Consider the following 15123-nt stretch of genomic DNA (forward strand, 5'->3'; position numbering starts at 1 on the left):
GTATTTTAGCCGTACCTTCCTGAGCCTCCGCTACGCCGCCGGGGTGACGGTGACAGGTGTGCTGGACTTCGAGTAGGCCGATGCGACCTGGCCGCAGATGTAGCGGAACTTGACCGTGAAGGTGCCGGCGTCGGGACCCGCGGTGATCTTCGTAGAGGTGGCGTCCGGGCTGATCGGGCCGGGGGAGACGGCGTCGCCGTCGGCCACGACCTCATAGCCGGAGAGGGTCTGGCCGCTTGGGCAGGACTGTGCAGCCCAGGTGACCGTGGCCTCTGCTCCGGCGGCGACCGAGGCGGGGGCGACGGTGGGCGCCGCGGTCGGGTCGTCGGGGGTGACGGCGGGGGCGTAGACCGTGACCGTGATCGTGGAACCCTTCGTCACCGGGCCGGTGGGGTTCACGTCGTAGACGGTGTCGGCGATCTGCTCCGGGGTGGTGGCCGCGTTGCCGGCTTGGACATCCGCTACGAATCCCAGCCCGGACAGCTTGTCGCGCGCCTCCGTGCTGGTCAGTCCCTGGTAGTCGGCCAGACTGACTTCGACGGTGTTGCTCGTTGGGGTCGGCGATGGCGCGGGGGTCGCCGAGGGGGTGGGCGTTTTACTCGGGGACGGAGTCACCGATGCCGGTGCCGACGTGGTCGGCGTCTCCACCGGCGTCGTGTTGTCCTGTGTGAACAGGGCGATCAGGGTGCCGGTGAGTACGAGCGCGAGCAGGCCGATCAGGCCGATCAGCGGCCAGGTCCACGGGCTGCGCTTCTTTTCCTCGGGTTCCGCCGTCGCGGAGGCACGCGTCGCGGGCGCTCCGGTGGGCAGCACGGTCGTGGCCTGCATTCCGCCGGCGCCGGGCATCAACATGGTCGCGGAGGTGGGCGTGACGCCGTTCATGATGGCAGGCACGGATGCCGCAGCGGCCGCGATGTCGCCGCGGCGGAGGGCTGCGGCGGCACGGGACAGGTGCGCGGCCGAGGCCGGACGGTCCGCGGGGTTCTTGGCCAGGCAGGAGATCACCAGGTTGCGCACCGGCTCCGACACCGTGTCGGGCAGGTCGGGGGCGGTCTCATTGATCTGCGCCATGGCGATCGCGACCTGGGACTCGCCCGTGAACGGCCTGCGGCCGGCGAGGCTTTCGTAAGCGACGATGCCGAGCGAGTAGATGTCGGTGGTCGGCGAGGCGGAGCGGCCGCTGGCCTGCTCGGGTGAGAGGTACTGCACTGTGCCCATGACCTGGCCAGTCGCGGTAAGCGGCACCTGGTCGGCGATGCGGGCAATGCCGAAGTCGGTGATCTTGACGCGGCCTTCGGGCGTGATCAACAGGTTGCCCGGCTTGATGTCGCGGTGCACGAGTCCGGCGGCGTGCGCGGCGTGAAGTGCGGCGGCCGTCTGGGAGACGATGTCCAGCACCTTGTCCGCGGGGAGGACATGCTCGCGCTCGAGGATGGTGGACAGTGCTTCACCGGGTACGAGTTCCATCACGAGGAAGGCGCTGCCGTCTTCTTCGCCGTAGTCGAACACGTTGGCGATGCCTTCGTGGTTGACGAGCGCGGCGTGACGGGCCTCGGCGCGGAACCGCTCGAGGAACCCAGGGTCACCGAGGTACTCGTCCTTGAGAATCTTGATGGCGACCGTGCGACCGATTACGAGGTCGATCGACTTCCAAACCTCGCCCATCCCGCCAATGGCGATCCGGGACTGCAGCTCGTATCGTCCCCCGAAGGTGAGCCCTGATGTGGGTCTCATTTGTTCAGCACCGCCTCTAGTACTTCCTTTGCAATAGGTGCGGCAAGCAGATTGCCGTACCCTGTCTGGCCAAGTCCCCCGCCATTTTCAACGAGAACGGTGATCGCATATTTCGGATCCTCCGCAGGAGCGAATCCGGTGAACCACAGGGTGTAAGGCTCGTCCTCGGCGTTCTCCGCCGTGCCCGTTTTACCTGCCACCTTGACCCCGTCTATTCTTGCATTGCTGGCGGCGCCATCCTGGACTCCGTTGACCATCATTTGGTTCAGTGTTGCCGCCGTTTCGGCGCTCATCACCCGTTTCATTGCTTCCGGCTCGAAGACCTGAATCGGACTCAGGTCCGGTGCGGTCACCTTGTCGACGAGGTTGGGCGTCATCAGCTGGCCGCCGTTGGCGATCGCGGCTGAAACCATCGCCATCTGCAGGGCCGTCGCACGGACATCCGTCTGGCCGAAGGCCGAGAGTGCGGTCTGGGCGTCGTCGAGAACCGTGGGGTACACGCTTTGAGACACGTCGAGGGGGATCGAATAGTCGCTGTTGAAGCCGAACTTCTCGGCCGTGTCGCGAATGGCCTTGTTGCCCAGCTGCAGACCTAGTTCGGCCAGTGGAATGTTGCAGGAGAGACGCAGGGCGGTGGCGAGAGTGACGGTGTCCCCTCCGCCGCAGGTGCCGCCGCCGGAGTTGATGACGACCGCCGACGAGCCGGGCAGCTGGTACGTGGGCGGGTTCGGGAAGGTGCTCTCCGGGGTGAACTTGCCCGATTCCAAGGCGGCCGTCATCACGACCAGCTTGAACACCGAGCCGGGTGGGTTGAGGGTTTTGGTGGCGCGGCTGAGCAGCGGGTTACCGTCGTCGTTCAGCAGCGACTGATAGTTGTCGGTGACCTGCTGGTTGTCGTGCACGGTGAGCAGGTTCGGGTCGTAGCTGGGCTTGGAGACCAGGGCGAGGATGCGACCGGTCGCCGGCTCGGAGACGACGACGGAGCCGGTGAGGTCGCCGAGGGCATCCCAGGCGGCCTGCTGCGCGACCGGGTCGATCGTGACCTCCACAGAAGCCCCCTTGGGGTTCTGGCCGGTGATCAGGGCGTTCATCTTGTCGAAGAACTGGGCGTCGGACGTTCCGCTGAGTTCGCCGTTAAGGGAATGCTCCAGCCCGGTGGGGGCACCGTTGAGCGGAATGAACCCGGTGATCGGGGCGTAGAGCGGCCCGTTGCTGTAGGTGCGCTGAAACTTGTATTCATCGTCGGCGGGCATCGACTGGGCGATCGGCTCGCCCGCGACGAGGATCGGACCGCGTTCGACGGAGTAGCTGTCGTAGAGCGTGCGGGTGTTGCGGGCATCCGCGGACAGGCTGTCTGCCTGGAAGACCTGCACGATTGTCGTGGAGACGAGCAGGGCCACGAATATGAGCATGACCACGATGCTCACTCGTTTGAGTTCACGATTCATCAGACCACCAGCCTGGGTTGGTTGCGCACCGTGTCGGACAGGCGCAGGAGCAGGGCCACGATGATCCAGTTCGCGACGAGGGAGGACCCGCCGGCGGCGAGGAAGGGTGTGGTCAGACCGGTGAGGGGAATCACACGGGTGACGCCGCCGATCACGATGAAGCACTGCAGGGCGATGACGAAGGAGAGACCCACGCCGAGCAGCTTGCCGAAGTCGTCATTGCCGGCGAAGCCGATGCGGAAGCCGCGCGCGACGAGGAGCAGGTAGAGCGCGAGGATCGCAAAGATGCCGGCCAGGCCGAGTTCCTCGCCGAGGCTGGCGATGATGTAGTCGCTTTGGGGGACGGGGGTGATCTCTGGACGCCCCTGGCCCAGGCCCGTGCCGATGAGCCCGCCTTTGGCGAGACCGAAGAGCCCCTGCACCAGCTGGTAGCTGCCGCCGTCGGCCCCGTAGACATCCGGGTTGAGGGCGTCGAGCCAGTTCTGGAACCGGCCGTTGACGTAGTCCAGGGTCTGGCTGGCGATGAGGGCACCGCCGAGGAAGAGGGACATGCCCAACAGCACCCAGCTGAGGCGGCCGGTGGCCAGGTAGAGCATGACCAGGAATAGACCGAAGTAGAGCAGGGCGGTTCCGAGGTCGCGCTGGAAGATGATCACGGACATGGACAGCGCCCAGACGACAAGGATCGGGCCGAGGTCGCGCAGGCGCGGGAAACGCATGCCAAGAAATTTCTTGCCCACCATGGAGAGGCTGTCGCGGTTGCGCACGAGGTAGCCGGCGAAGAAGACGGCCAGGGCGATCTTCGCGATCTCGCCCGGCTGGAAGGTGGCGAAGGATCCGACGCCGATCCAGACGCGCGCCCCGCTGACCTCGCGACCGAGGCCGGGAACGAGCGGGAGCAGCAACAGTGCCACACCGACGAACCCGGCGATGTAGGTGTAGCGGAACAGCACCCGGTGGTTGCGGATGATCAGGATGACCGCGATCGCGCAGCCGATGGCCAGGGCGCTCCACACGGTCTGGCGTACGGAGGCGCTGGCCCAGCCGGACTCTTCGTTGGCCAGGTCGATGCGGTAGATCATGGCGATGCCGAGGCCGTTGAGCAGGGTGGCGATGGGCAGGATGAACGGGTCGGCCTCGCGGGCCACGACGCGCAGCACCACGTGCATGGCCAGAACCAGCACCGACAGGCCGGCGCCGAGCAGCACCAGTGTCGTGTCGATTCGGCCGAGCGCGCCGAGCTGCACGAGCACAACGGTGGCCGCGTTGATGCCGCAGGCGATGAGCAGCAGGACCAACTCGAGGTTGCGCAGCTTCTGGGGCAGGTGCAGTCGGCGCACGCGACCTGCGCGGGGCGGGCGCGCAGGCGCATCCGTCGTCGTGGACCGGTTACTGGACGCTGGCATCTTGGAGCCGTTCGACGATGAGCAACGCATCCGCGAGGGAGGTTGCGCTGATGGTTTTTTCGACCTGCTGCCGGTCGTAGACCCGCAGTTCGGACAGCTCCAGGTCGGTGTCCTCGAAGACGGAGGACAGGGAGAGGGGGCCGAGGTCCTGCTGCACGCCCTGGAAGATGGCGACCGTGCTGCCTTCCACTCCCACGTAGTAACGGGACTGGGTCCACCGGTAGCCGAGGAAGCCGGCGCCGACGATGGCCAGAATCAGCAGGATGATGCCGACCAGCCAGGTGATCTTGCGGCGGCGGGCCCGGCGATTGTCTTCCTCGATCAGCTCCGAGAGATAGTCCTGGGAGTCAGGCTCGAAGTGCGTTTCACGCACGGGGTGCAGGCGCAAGCTCGACATGCGCAGCGCCCGGCCGCGGGTGGGCTCCTCGCCGAAGGCGAGGGGAGCGGATGCCGACCCGACCACGGTGGGCATGTCGATGCGTTCGGCGGGTGAGCCGATGTCGACGACGACGATGGTGACGTTGTCAGGGGCTCCGCCGTCGAGGCTTTCCTTGACCAGGCGATCGGCCACGCCCTGGGCGTCAAGTGGGCTGAGCAGGGCCGCGGCGATGCCCGAATTAGAGACCACGCCGCTGAGCCCGTCGGAGCAGATCAGCCAGCGGTCACCGGGGAAGGTCGCAAGGATGGAGGTGTCGATCTCCGGCGCCGATTCGACGTCGCCCAGCACGCGCATGAGCACCGAGCGGCGCGGATGCACCATGGCTTCCGCCTCGGTGATGCGGCCACTGTCGACGAGCCGCTGTACGAAGGTGTGGTCGATGGTGATCTGGGAGAGTTCGCCCTCGCGGAGCAGGTAGATGCGCGAGTCACCGATGTGCGCGATCGCCACCTCGTCTTCCAGCACGATCAGCGCGCTGACGGTGGTGCCCATGCCGGTGAGTTCGGCGTGCTCGAACACGGTCTCGGCGAGCTGCGAATTCGCGGCGATCAGCGCCGCCTGCAGGGCGAACTCGGCGTCTTGCGGGGACTGGAAGTCCCGGTCAGCATCCATGATGCGTTTGGTGGCGATCGCCGAAGCGACGTCGCCGCCGGCGTGCCCGCCCATGCCGTCGGCAACCAGGAAGAGATGGCGCCCGGAATAGCCGGAGTCCTGGTTGTTGGACCGAATCTTTCCAACGTGGGACGCGGCCGCGCTGTGACTGACTGTCGCCATGCAGCTACCGCCGAAGCTCGAAGCTGGTTGCGCCGATCTTGACGGTGGTGTTCAGGGGGACCGGGGTCGGCACGGCCAAACGGTTGCCATCCAGGAAGGTGCCGTTGGTCGAATCGAGATCTTGGATCATCCACTTGTCATGCCAGAGCATCAGACGCGCGTGGTGGGTGGACGTGTAGTCGTCACGGATGACGAGGCTCGAGTCGCCCGACCGCCCGATCGTGATCGAGTCGCCGGTGAGCGGGAACTCAGTGCCGGACTTCGGGCCGGAGGTGATCACGAGGCGGGTCGCGTTCTGGCTGGTGGCCTTGTCGTCCACGGCGGTGAACGCCGGGCCAGGCCGAGCCGTGAACTGCTCCGTCGGCGCGGAGGCCGCGGCGGCGGGAGGCTGGGTGGCGCTCGGGAACGCGGCGGGCGCGCCGGCCGAGCCAGCGACATCCGCCTGCATCTTGCGGGCGCGCTGGCCGAACAGGTCGCTGCGCAGGGCATAGACGATGCCGAAGATGAAGAGCCAGAGCACCAGCAGGAAGCCGAGGCGCAGCACCAGCAGGGTGAGCTCACTGACGCTCATGCGGTGGGTCCCCAGAATCCGTCCATGTCGTGACGTTCGCGGCCGCCGTCGCGGTGACGCTCGGTCACCGGCTCGGAAGAGGATGCCTGCGCGATGACCCGGAAGACGATGCGGGTGCGGCCGATGGTGACGACTGAATCGGGCTCGAGGATGGCCTGCGTGACCGGTGAACCGTTGAGCTGGGAGCCGTTTGTCGAGCCGAGGTCGCGCACCTGGGCACGGGAGCCGTCCCAGAGGATCTCGACATGCCGGCGAGAGGTGCCGGAGTCGTCGATGGTGATGTCGGCGTCGCTCCCGCGGCCGATGACGGTGTGCGACTGCGTCAGGGGATAGCGCTTGCCGTTGACCTCGACCACGGGGATCCAGGCGACGCTGCCCTTGATCGTGCTGGAGTCGATCTGGACCATGCCCTCACTGAGGCCGCGATCCGCGGACAGGGTGATCGAGACGCCGCCGGCGAACTGGTAACGCTGCTCGCGGCCGTGCAGCTGCACGAGTTCGGTGAGTTCGTCGAGGAGGGTCTGGCCAAGGGCGGACATGCGCTGGAAGTCGGCATGGCTCATTCGCACCGTGAAGCGATTGGGCGCGAGGATGCGATCGCGGGACACGACCGCTGCTTTTGTGTCGAGTTCGCGACGCAGTGCTGAGGTGATTTCAACCGGTTGCAGCCCCGACCTGAAGGTCTTGGCGAACGCACCGTTGACGGCGCGTTCGAGACCCTTTTCAAAACTATCCAGAATGCCCACAGGTCTCCCGATCCGATCCTTTCGGCTATGAGCATGTTACTTGTCTCAAGTGTTAACTCACCCGCCGGGCAATACCCGGTGAGGGTTGTCATCCTACGGGAGCCAGTCCGGGTCACCATGTCGGGCGCATATCGGGCGCGTGTTCAGGATGTTCGGCACGCCGCGCAGACCTGTGTTCGCGCGGCCTGCCTGTCTCGAATGGCGTTGTGCCCTCGGAAAGTGCTAATCTGCCTAAGTTCGCGCGAGTGGCGGAATTGGCAGACGCGCTGGCTTCAGGTGCCAGTGTTCGAAAGGACGTGGGGGTTCAAGTCCCCCCTCGCGCACAGTGGGTGTTTCAGGAAATCCAGGAATGGTTTTCATGAAATCCAAGCGAACAGGCCGGCTGAGCAGAAATGCTCAGCCGGCCTTCATCTTTTAACGACTCAGTGCACGTTCCGTGGCCGGTTCACCACTCGCCGCTCGGGGGTTTGCGGTTTAAACGCCAATCAGCCTGCCGGTAGGCAGGCTGAAGCGTTCGGTGCGCGGGGTGACGTTCGGAATTGGCGGAGTTCCCGCTACTGCGGCGGTGCCAGGGCGGGAAGCGCGCTGTGCTTATTCAGCGGTGTTCCGGTGGCTTCTTTTCGGCGGCGTTCTCGGGAGAGACTCTCGCCGCTGTCCCGTTCCGCGGTCTTCACGAAGAAGTCGAAAATCTTCCGCAGGTTCGATGACACCGCGGCGAGGGTCGCAGCGAGGTAATTGAAGGCGAACTTCTGGAGGTGTTCACGGCCAACCGGGGGTCCTGATTCCGTTCGGCTGGGGCTCCGGCATCCATCGGGATGGTGACGGTCACTGGTGTGACGGGTCTGGTGACGCGCTTGCCACTGGCACGGTCGATTGCCATGTAGGTGCCGGGAGCAGGAGTGAACACTCATCGCCGGGCCGGAGGCATGGGTTCGATATCCTAGGAACATTGAGATGTCTTAAGAAAAGACGAATAGCCCCTGTCTGCGAAATGGGGTTGCCTATGGCCAGCATCAAGGAATCGAAGGTGGCGGCACTGAGAGAACTAACGAAGACCAATCTGGATAAGCAGGGATTCGGAGGCCTCGATGATGAAGCCAAGTCTTGTTACGCATGGCCCCTACGATTCACACCGGCAGTGGGCACTGTCTTGATCGTTCTCGGATTGATTTTGCAGTCGTCTATCATTCTTGGATTGGGTGCAATCGTTCCTCTCACAGGGGCACTATTTCCCCGTGGCATGATTCTCGATCTGGTCTATAACTTGGTCGTTCGCCATATGTTTCGCGCTCCGGCGCTTCCCCCCACGCCGAGTCCTCGACGGTTTTCCTACCTGCTGTCCACCGTGCTACTTGCAGGTGCGGCCTTGTCCTTCTATTTCGGATTATCAGCGCTGGGAATCGTGCTGGGAGGAATGGTAGCTCTCGGCGGCACAATTCTCACCACGACCCATTGGTGTCTCGGATCGTGGTTGTACAGACTAATTCTTCCTCACGCAACAGCAAGGTGAAAAGGTCGGGTCCACGCCGCAGAACCACAGCTCGGTCGGGTTGCCTCATCAGGAACTGTCAACGGCGTTATGGGAAGCTTTCCGTTCGTGAGGCACCCGGCCGTCCCGTGACAACTCATGGTCGAACTAGCCAGCAACCGAGCTCGCCGCATCAGCGGTCGCTTTCTCTTCGGCAAGAACTTGGCGATCGCGGCCGCACGGGGTTTTCGCGCCACGCTCACTGTCGCCCACGGCGACAATCGCCGTTAGCTCGCGCGCTCCGGAGGTTCGTGCTGATCCCAACGCGACGAGCTCAGCGCAGGGGCCACCCGTGAAATGATAAACGTTGACGCCGACGTGGATATGTCCCGTGGCATCACAAACGGCAGCCCCGACTGTGTGTACCCCGCGTTCAACGTCCGTGTTGGCGCCAATTGCCTCTTCCGCTTTCGCTTTCGCTTTCGCAATGAGTTCCAGGTCGTCACCGGTGAGTTGGCGCACATCCATTCCAGCATTCGCTGTTGGGACGCCCGTCGCCGACGTATGTGCTGGATCTATATCTACCTGGTGCCCGATAGCCGGACGTTCACCGATCAAGGGTCACCGGCACGAACCGGGCGCGGCCAGGACTACGAGAAGCGCTGGCTGCATGCCGGGCCGGGGACACGCTTGTGGCCACCAAGCTCGACCGCCTCGCCCGGTCACTGCGCGACGCGAAAGACTTCGTCGATGACCAGAAACTGCACCACACCACACACGGGTGTAGGCGGTTCAGGAAGGCGTTCCAGCTTTCGTGGCGCTCGCGGGCGCTACAGCGCGGTGGAGCCAGCGGAGGCGTGTCCCTCGATTCCATGAATTTTCAGAAGATTTTCGTCGAACGCCAGAGCATCGGCAAGATCATTCAGAAGAATCGCGAGGAACTACGCAACCAGCACACGGGGTCAGGCCGAAGTTTTGAGTTTTGCAATCAACCCACAGCGAACACGATGGGTTGATTGCCGTCCACCCAGTCGAACAGAAAGGCCCCCGAGAGATTGGGGGCCTTGTGTCGTTCCGGTAGTTTCAGCCCCGGTGGTCGAGCCCGTCGAGACCCGGCGACCCGTCCCGCCCTACAGGTTCGCCCGCTTGCTCGGCAGAGCGATCAGTGTCCGCTTCGGGTCAACCTCCACCGGTGGCCGCAACCAATGCTGAGTTCCGGTGCGGCTGATCGTCCAATGCTGGTTGTGCAGCAGCAGATGGTGGGGATGACAGAGGAGTACCCCGTCGGCGAGGTCGGTGTTGCCGTTGCCTTTCAACCACTCGTTGATGTGGTGGGCTTCGCTCCAGGCCGGTGATCTGTCGCAGTCGATCCAGAGGCATCCGCCGTCACGCACGGCCATCGCGGCGCGCTGTTTCTCGGTGAAGAGCCGTTCGTCGCGGCCGACGTTGATGATCTGGCCGTTGTCGTCGAATTTGATGCCGCGGGTGCCGGCGTCGCAGAGCAGCCGGTCGATGGTTTCCTGGGAGATGGGGAAAGGGTTGCCCTCGATCTGCCCGTGAGCGGCCGGTTCGGCCGGCCCGTGTTCGTTGACCTGCTCAGTCGAAGGTGGAGAGCACGAACTCGCCATCTTCGGGCGCGAACAGCCCGCTGAGTCGTACGTTGCCGTTGCCCAGCCGGTAGACCCGCAGGTAGCGGTCGTCGTCGGCCTGCTTTTCGCGGGCGGCGATGCCGGCCTCATCGAGCCGGTCGCGCATCCGTCTCGCCCGTTTGAACACCTGATCGGCATTCAGTGACGACGCCTCGGTGAGTAGCGCTTCGAGTGCCGCACCGAGCTTCTCTGCGGTGACCGCGGCGTCGATCTGGCCGAGCCCTGAGCGGATCGACTCGGCCGCGTCGACGGAGAGGGTTCCGGCGGTGACGGCCCGGGCGATCGGAGCCTGCCACGGCACCTTCGCCTCGAACTCGGCGACCTCGGCGGCATCCGCGTCGGGCGAGGAGAGCGCCGCCTCGACCTGCTTCTCGGCTGCTTCGGCATCAGCCATCATGGTGCCGACGGCGACCATTTTGTAGGCGTCGCCCTTCGAGGAGCCGGTCCACTTCTGGATGAGGGCCTCCGGCGAGAGAAACCCCTGCTGCGCCGCCAACCCGGAGTGGCCCAACTCCGGCCGGGACCGCCGGGCGATGGTGCCGGCCATCCACGCGGCGCGGGTGTCGAGCAGGCGGCGAGCCGCCGCGATCTGCTTCTGACCGGACAATACTGCGGCATCAGCCAGCGCCTCATAATCGGCACTCGAGGAACCCAGCAGGGCGACGGCCTCGGCCGCTTGCCTGAGGTCATCCGCGAGATTGATCATGATACGAGGATACCTCAAAGCGAACACAGAGTCGAGAGTCTGTCAGTATTTAGAGACTCGATTCAGAGTTTATCTCGAAGGTTTGTTCACAAGTTCAGAGAGCGGCTCACCGGGTCTCGACCAGCCCGACCACCGTGGATTCGACTGACGGGTTGGGGTGGGCGATCCGAGGGGGACATCCGTCGTCTACGCTCGGGCTATGTCCAGACCGGCGCGACCTGCTCCCCGTGACCTCGTGGTGGGGTGGCCCGACGTGCCGTCGGCGGGCGCCGTCGGCGAGGTGGCCCGTCAGTTCGCGGTGAACGTGCAGGCCGCAATCGGCGAGCGGAGCGTGCGCGCCGCGGCGCGCGATGCCGGGCTCGACCACACGACACTGCTCTCGGTGCTGCACGGGCGGTCCTGGCCGGACCTGGCGACCGTGGCCCGTCTGGAGAACGGTTTGGGTGTCGACCTGTGGCCGGGGCGCGTGGGCCCGCCGTAGGGCCGCCGATTGAGACCTGCGCCGCGAGGCGGGCAGGCCGGCCTGGCAGACGTCGAAGATACGTCTATCCACAGCCTTGTGGATAACCCTGTGGACAGCCGAGTGAAATGTGGCTTTTGCCCGCATAATTACTGGAACGCCCGGTGTGGATAACTACGCGTGAAACCTGTGGACGACTGCCATAATCGCCTTTTATCGCTGTCGGGAATGGCAAGATGCCCAGCTCCGAATACCTCAAATACAGGTTCGAATTTCGGGTGCTCAGCGAATCTCGGTGAGGTAAGTCGTGTAGCCGGCGCTGCGCATCGCGGTGATGATCGGTTCGGTGCCGCCAGGTTCGGCGATAGCGATCATGGCGCCGCCGCCCCCGCCACCGGTCAGCTTCGCTCCGAGGGCGCCGGCGCGGCGGGCGATTGCCACGAGTGACTCGATCTCCGGGCTCGACACCTGTAGCGCGTTGAGCAGTCCCTGATTGATGTTCATCAGTTCGCCGAGCTCGGCGATGTCGCCGCGGCGGAGCGCGTCTACCCCGGCCAACACCAGCCCGTCGATCTGGCTGAAGATCGCGTCGTAGCGCGCGGGGTTGCGCTGCCAGGCGCTGCGCACGAGGCCCACGGTCTGCTTCGTCAGCGACTCCACCCCGGACAGCCCGATGACGATGGGGATCGGGTGGGGAGTGAAGATGTCGCGGATCGTGTGGCCGCCCGGGGCATCCGATCTCTGGAAAAGAACCGACCGGCCGAAGGTGGCGACGGTGTTGTCGATGCCCGACGGGGTGCCATGCACGATCTGTTCGCACTCGAAGGCGAGGCTCGAGACCTCGGCGTCGCTGATCGTGAGCTGGAAGCTGTCGGCGACGGCGCGGATCAATGCCACCGCGAACGCGGCGGAGGCACCCAGGCCGCTGGCGCGCGGCAGGTGAGAGAACACGTCGACCCGAAGGCCGGCGTCGGGCACGCCGAGCCGGGTGACGATCAGCGCCGCCACCCGGTGCGAGAGGTCTGCTCGGATCGGTTCGCGCACCGAGCCGTCGACGTCCCGGTCGGCGATGACCGGTTCGCGGAGCGACGCCTGGCGGGTGACCTGCGCGCGCACCGACAGACCGATCGGCGCGGCGATCGCGTGGTAGCCGTAGACGACGGAATGCTCGCCCATCAGAATGATTTTACCGTAGCCGAGGTGGGCATCCGGGCCGGGGGCGCCGGGGGTGAGGGCAGCAGCGCACGTGGCGGAAGCGCTGGGCGTAAGGGTGGCCGCGGGTGCGGGGTGAGCCGCGGGCAAGGTGACGGCGGCGGCGGTGCCGTACCCGGCGTCCGGCGCGGCCGGCTCAATGGCCCGGTCGCCGTCGCTGCTCTCTTCGAGGGCCTGCATGATCTGGCGCGCCTTCCACACCTTGATCTCGCCGTCGGCAATGAGCCTCTCGACGACCTCCTCGAACCGGGCTCCACTGGCGCCGGCGGCAGCCGCCACGGCCCGCGCGTGCAGGCGCATATGGCCGTGCTGGATGCCGTTGGTCGACAGGGCCTTGAGGGCGGCTAGATTTTGGGCCAGCCCCACGGCGGCCATCACCTCGGCCAGCTCGGGCGCTGAAGACACCCCGAGGATCGTGTGGGCGAGCCGTACGGCCGGGTTCGACTCCACCTGGCCGCCGACCGTGCCGACCTTCAACGGGATGGTCAGTTCGCCGACGAGATCGCCGGCGTCGTTCACGCTCCAGGTGGTGAGCGGGCCGTAGCCGTCGCCGCGGCCGGCGTAGGCGTGGGCCGCCGCCTCGATCGCCCGCCAGTCGTTGCCGGTGGCGAGGGCGACGGCGTCGATGCCGTTCATGATGCCCTTGTTGTGCGTGGTGGCCCGGTAGGGATCCATGGCCGCGAACTCGTTTGCGAGCACGATACCGTCGCGCACGCGTTCGCCGGGGAAGTCGGCGGTCTCGAGCAGCGCGTGCGGGATCACGGCACGGGCGCGCACCAGGGCCCGGTCGGTGAGGTTGGAGAGGATGCGCAGGAACACGCGGCCGCCGCTGATCTCCTCGACCAGTGGGGCGAGCCGTTCGCACATCGAGTTGACGAGATTGGCGCCCATCGCATCGCGGGTGTCGACCAGCAGGTGCACGACGAGCAGTTCGCCGTTCTGCGCCGTCGCACCGCGCAGGAAGACCTCGATGCCGCGGGCGCCGCCGCCGCGCGCCACCATTTTCGGATGCCCGCTGTCGGCCAACGCCACGAGCTCGTCGCCGCGCGCGAGCAGGTCAGCCCGGGCGCGCTCGGGGTCGATAAGGTCGACGACCTGGATCTGGCCGATCAGCAGCGGCTCGTCGGCGACGCTCGTGAACCCGCCGGCCTGGCGCACCAGCCGGGCCGCGGAGCTGACCGCGGCGACGATCGAGGGCTCTTCGACCACCATCGGCACCAGGTGGTCCCGGCCGTTGATCTGAAAGTTCAGGCCGAGTCCCATCGGCATTGAGAAGACGCCGATCACGTTCTCGATCAACCGGTCGGCGGCCTCCACGTCGAGGGCGGACGTTCCGTCTGCGAGGTGCGCGGCGGCATCCGTCGACAGGACACCACGTTGCCGGAGGAGCGCGATGCGTTCACTGACCGACAACTGGTAGAAGCGGGGGATGCGGGACCGGCTCATGACGCGGTGCCTCCCTGTAGGCCGGCGGCGAAGAAGCCGAGCGGGACGATGGCGGCCCCGGCCCGGGCGAGTGCCCTGGCGAGTCGCTCGGTGGGTTCTCCAGCGTAGCTAAAGGCCAGACCGACGTCTCCGCCGCCGGCCCCGCTGGTCTTGAAGATGCCGCCCTTGCGCCGGGCGAGGGCGTGCAGTTCACGGTGTCGCTCGCTCACGATGCCGGCCTGGGCATGCGCGTCGAGTTGGGTGAGCGCCGCGAAGTAGTCGGAGGCGAGGCTCAGAAAATCGGCCGGGCTGGCCAGCGCCGCCTCGGCCTGTTCGGCGAGGTGTTTCAGCCGGTCGAGGTCGGCCCGGTGCCGGGCGGGGTTCTCGGCGGCGTAGTCGGCCACGCGGCCCACCAGACGGGTGGTCAGCGCACCCTCGCCGGTGACGACGGCCGAGATGCAGAGCTCCTCCGGCCAGCGCAGAGGCACCACTGCGGCACCCGGGGCATAGCGGATCAACCCGCCGTGCACGCTCGCGGCCACGTCTCCGCCGCTGCCGGCGCCGTTCTGCGCGCTGCGGTGGGCGGCGTGGGCCAGGCGGAACAGCTCGTCCCGGTCGAGCGTCAGGCCCAGGGCGCGGGCCAGGGCGTCGGTCAGGCCGGCGGCGGTGGCGGCGCTGGAACCGAGGCCGAGCTTGTGGCCGCCCCGGGATAGCGCGCTGCTGTCGATGGTGATGGCAAGCGGGGTCTGACTCCGCGGCAGCACCCGCGCCTGCAGCGCAGCGGCCTGCACGGCGACGCGCACCTGGTCGAAGACGCGGAGGTGGTCGCGCTGCTGGTCGGTGAGCCCGGCCGGGAGGGCGCCATCCGTGCCTAACACCAGGTTCCGGATGCCCAAATTGGACGCGCTGACCTGCCAGGAGCCCGTGGTTGACTCGTCGACCGTCACCTCTACGCGTCGGTCGACGGAGGTGAGCAGGGCCGGCGCGCCCTCGAGCACGGCGTACTCGCCCAGCAGGAAGAGCTTGCCGGGCGCGGACGCCCGGATCGTCGGCTTCGGCGGAGGCGTCGGCAGAGTCGTCGCCAT

General features: G+C 66.2%; 14 protein-coding genes and 1 tRNA gene. 4 read left to right on the top strand and 11 right to left on the bottom strand.

Annotated features, from left to right (window positions below; genetic code table 11):
• Positions 1 to 30: 30 nt before the first annotated feature.
• Genes E3T34_RS08765 through E3T34_RS08790 form a run of 6 tightly spaced genes read right to left on the bottom strand, consistent with a single transcriptional unit; the run spans position 31 to position 7118 of the window.
• Positions 31 to 1734: a protein kinase gene (locus E3T34_RS08765; protein WP_104100626.1), complete on the bottom strand. Its 1704-nt coding sequence runs from the start codon at positions 1732 to 1734 to the stop codon at positions 31 to 33.
• A complete protein-coding gene (locus E3T34_RS08770) occupies positions 1731 to 3182 on the bottom strand; it encodes a penicillin-binding protein 2 (protein WP_134342746.1) in 1452 nt (483 codons plus the stop codon). Before E3T34_RS08770 ends, E3T34_RS08765 begins: the two co-directional genes overlap by 4 nt.
• The gene (locus E3T34_RS08775) at positions 3182 to 4588 is read right to left on the bottom strand and encodes an FtsW/RodA/SpoVE family cell cycle protein (RefSeq protein ID WP_134342747.1); all 1407 of its coding nucleotides are present in this window, start codon (positions 4586 to 4588) and stop codon (positions 3182 to 3184) included. Before E3T34_RS08775 ends, E3T34_RS08770 begins: the two co-directional genes overlap by 1 nt.
• On the bottom strand, positions 4572 to 5801 hold the full coding sequence (locus E3T34_RS08780; RefSeq protein WP_104100623.1) for a PP2C family serine/threonine-protein phosphatase: 1230 nt from the start codon (positions 5799 to 5801) through the stop codon (positions 4572 to 4574). Before E3T34_RS08780 ends, E3T34_RS08775 begins: the two co-directional genes overlap by 17 nt.
• Positions 5802 to 5805: 4 nt before the next feature.
• Positions 5806 to 6372, bottom strand: a complete 567-nt coding sequence (locus E3T34_RS08785; protein ID WP_134342748.1) for an FHA domain-containing protein — start codon at positions 6370 to 6372, stop codon at positions 5806 to 5808.
• Positions 6369 to 7118, bottom strand: a complete 750-nt coding sequence (locus E3T34_RS08790) for a DUF3662 and FHA domain-containing protein (protein WP_104100621.1) — start codon at positions 7116 to 7118, stop codon at positions 6369 to 6371. Before E3T34_RS08790 ends, E3T34_RS08785 begins: the two co-directional genes overlap by 4 nt.
• A gap of 239 nt (positions 7119 to 7357) precedes the next feature.
• On the opposite strand from E3T34_RS08790, the gene E3T34_RS08795 reads away from it, so the two are divergent.
• Together E3T34_RS08795 and E3T34_RS08800 are read left to right on the top strand one after the other, a co-directional pair.
• Positions 7358 to 7441: transfer RNA gene (locus tag E3T34_RS08795), tRNA-Leu, on the top strand.
• Positions 7442 to 8121: 680 nt separating this feature from the next.
• Positions 8122 to 8628, top strand: coding sequence for a DUF4395 domain-containing protein (locus tag E3T34_RS08800; protein ID WP_166785867.1), 507 nt, complete (start codon positions 8122 to 8124; stop codon positions 8626 to 8628).
• Between the two features lie 126 nt (positions 8629 to 8754).
• Here the strand turns inward: E3T34_RS08800 and E3T34_RS15825 are convergent, their stop codons facing one another.
• On the bottom strand, positions 8755 to 9114 hold the full coding sequence (locus E3T34_RS15825) for a cytidine deaminase (RefSeq protein WP_166785863.1): 360 nt from the start codon (positions 9112 to 9114) through the stop codon (positions 8755 to 8757).
• 134 nt (positions 9115 to 9248) lie between these two features.
• On the opposite strand from E3T34_RS15825, the gene E3T34_RS16950 reads away from it, so the two are divergent.
• Complete coding sequence (locus E3T34_RS16950) at positions 9249 to 9602, top strand: hypothetical protein (protein WP_370248069.1); 354 nt, start codon at positions 9249 to 9251, stop codon at positions 9600 to 9602.
• 114 nt (positions 9603 to 9716) lie between these two features.
• Here E3T34_RS16950 and E3T34_RS08810 read toward each other — a convergent pair whose 3' ends face one another.
• Both E3T34_RS08810 and E3T34_RS08815 read right to left on the bottom strand, forming a co-directional pair.
• Complete coding sequence (locus tag E3T34_RS08810; RefSeq protein ID WP_134342750.1) at positions 9717 to 10214, bottom strand: hypothetical protein; 498 nt, start codon at positions 10212 to 10214, stop codon at positions 9717 to 9719.
• Positions 10183 to 10941 (bottom strand): DUF222 domain-containing protein, encoded by a 759-nt coding sequence (locus tag E3T34_RS08815; protein WP_134342751.1) that lies wholly within the window; start codon positions 10939 to 10941, stop codon positions 10183 to 10185. Before E3T34_RS08815 ends, E3T34_RS08810 begins: the two co-directional genes overlap by 32 nt.
• A 199-nt stretch (positions 10942 to 11140) precedes the next feature.
• Between E3T34_RS08815 and E3T34_RS08820 the strand changes: the two genes are divergently transcribed.
• Entirely contained in the window at positions 11141 to 11422 is a 282-nt protein-coding gene (locus tag E3T34_RS08820) for a helix-turn-helix transcriptional regulator (protein ID WP_134342752.1), read from the top strand.
• A gap of 261 nt (positions 11423 to 11683) precedes the next feature.
• Here E3T34_RS08820 and E3T34_RS16155 read toward each other — a convergent pair whose 3' ends face one another.
• Both E3T34_RS16155 and E3T34_RS08830 read right to left on the bottom strand, forming a co-directional pair.
• Positions 11684 to 14059, bottom strand: a complete 2376-nt coding sequence (locus tag E3T34_RS16155) for a hydroxymethylglutaryl-CoA reductase, degradative (protein WP_198412276.1) — start codon at positions 14057 to 14059, stop codon at positions 11684 to 11686.
• Entirely contained in the window at positions 14056 to 15123 is a 1068-nt protein-coding gene (locus E3T34_RS08830) for a mevalonate kinase (RefSeq protein ID WP_134342753.1), read from the bottom strand. The genes E3T34_RS16155 and E3T34_RS08830 overlap by 4 nt, the downstream gene beginning before the upstream one ends.

Source organism: Cryobacterium sp. TMT1-62, from assembly GCF_004403145.1.
Classification (GTDB): Bacteria; Actinomycetota; Actinomycetes; order Actinomycetales; family Microbacteriaceae; genus Cryobacterium; species Cryobacterium sandaracinum.